General features: G+C 48.9%; 2 protein-coding genes. Both read left to right on the forward strand.

Features of this window, described 5'->3' with window-relative positions:
• Positions 1-661: 661 nt before the first annotated feature.
• Positions 662-1,408, forward strand: a complete 747-nt coding sequence (locus D5S03_RS10345; RefSeq protein WP_287043865.1) for an SDR family NAD(P)-dependent oxidoreductase — start codon at positions 662-664, stop codon at positions 1,406-1,408.
• A gap of 130 nt (positions 1,409-1,538) precedes the next feature.
• On the forward strand, positions 1,539-1,913 hold a 375-nt coding region (locus D5S03_RS10350; protein ID WP_287043866.1), incomplete at its 3' end, for a PA2779 family protein.

Genomic DNA, 1,913 nt, shown 5'->3' on the forward strand with positions numbered 1-1,913 from the left:
CAAGGGCATTAAACCGGGAGCCAGGACAAAAATGTTTTTCTCTTAATCAATCTCTTAATCCTGTTAATCCTGTCAAAAAACTCTTTTATTTATTGGGTTGCGGGCATAGCCAGCCTTAGGAAGAAGTATGGGTGTATGGGGGTATCCATGTGTGGGTGTTAAGATGTTTTGACTCCCATCCTCCCATACGCCCTTACTCCCATACTTCTTAAGGCCGGGGGTGGTTGTAACCGATCCCTTCCTTTTTCTGAAGCCTTACTATTGAAGGATTGCCAGTCCCTTTGAGATACAAATAAGTGTAACCATTCAGGGGGGCAGGTACCGGCCAGGGGGACAGTCCCCTGGCCTTGTGCCATTAGTCACCACCGAGGACCCCCTGAATGGTTACAAATAAGTGATGTTGCAGGGTTAACTGGTTACACACAGCAAGAGCCGTTCCTGTTTTGTTTGAGGTTGCTTATGTACCAGCCCTGACAGGCCGGGAACACAGAAATGTCAGCGATCAACAAAAACTTTTCAGGCGTTTTTTGATTGCCAAGCGGAGCCTTAATTTTTGCACTGCTTGCTTTTTTCTACAAAAAGGTAGTTTTTTCTACATAAATGTTGGTGTACCCAGGGCAGGAAGTTCGTCCCATCAACTTAAAATAAGGAGAATTTATTTATGTCTGCACTAAAAGACAGCACCATGATTGTTACCGGTGCTTCCATGGGAATAGGCAGAGCCCTGGCCCTGGGCCTGGCCCATGAAGGGGTGAATCTGGTCCTCAATGCCAGAAGCCGGGAACCTTTGCATGAAACTGCACAAAATTGTTCAGGACATCATGTTATGGTCAGGACAGCGGCCGGTGATATCTCCAGGGTGGAGACCGTAAAGCAGTGCGTAGAAAAGGGCCGTGAGATGGGCGGCCCGACCGGTTTTATTCATGCAGCCGGAATACTCAGCCCCGGGGCGTATCTGTGGGAAATGCAGGAGGAGTCCTTCAATGAGGTCATGGATTCCAATGTAAAGGCCTCTTTTCTCCTTGTACGGTATGCTGTACCTGAAATTATGAATCGTCAGAACGGACTGGCGGTTTTCGTGGGCTCTGGTGCTGCAGAAATTACTCAGCCGGGGATAGGTGCATACTGCTCAGCCAAAGCCGCTGAAGAACATCTGGCCAGGCAGCTTGCCGCAGAAACAGACAGGATTACTTGTTTCGTGTTTCGCCCCGGCATTGTTGATACAAGAATGCAGGATCAGGCCAGGCAGGCTCAAGGAGGAGCAGCCGGTCATCTGCACCGGGTGTTCAGGCCGTGGAAGGAAAGAGGGGAGCTTTTGACTCCAGAGCAGTCTGCTGCCGGTCTGATTAAACTTCTGAAGGGCGACTTGAGCAAGCTGCACGGGGGAATATTCAGGGCCGGGGAGTAATGATCCGGCTGTAAAAGACCTTGAGGATATCGATTTACAAGTTGACAAACAACCAGTCTTGGGTATTTTAGTAAAAAATTTCATCAGGGTGTCATGGCTTTTTTAACCTGTTATTTCTGGAGGGTGCCAAATGAGTGTTAAAAGATTGGTGATGAACAAAAGGATTTGCATGTTCATTCTGGCGTTTTATTCTTTAGTGGCTTTTATCCCTTCCACCGGCGAAGCCTCGCTCATAGAAAGCCGCCTTTCCACCGGAGAGAAAATGTCGGAACGATCTGAAAAGATTGAATCCATCAGAAATGCCCTGGAACATGAGGTAGTGGCCCAGAGGCTGGCTGATTACGGCCTTTCCCAGGAAGAAGTAATGGCCAGAATGGAAGGCCTGGATGATGAACAGCTGCATCAGCTCGCAACCTTGTCCGACGAAGTCGGAGGTGGGGGTGTCGGCCTGGCTATCGGAGTATTGCTTGTTGTTCTGCTGGTGGTTGTTATACTCCAAATCAGC

Source organism: Desulfonatronospira sp. MSAO_Bac3 (assembly GCF_003838035.1).
GTDB lineage: Bacteria > Desulfobacterota > Desulfovibrionia > Desulfovibrionales > Desulfonatronovibrionaceae > Desulfonatronospira > Desulfonatronospira thiodismutans.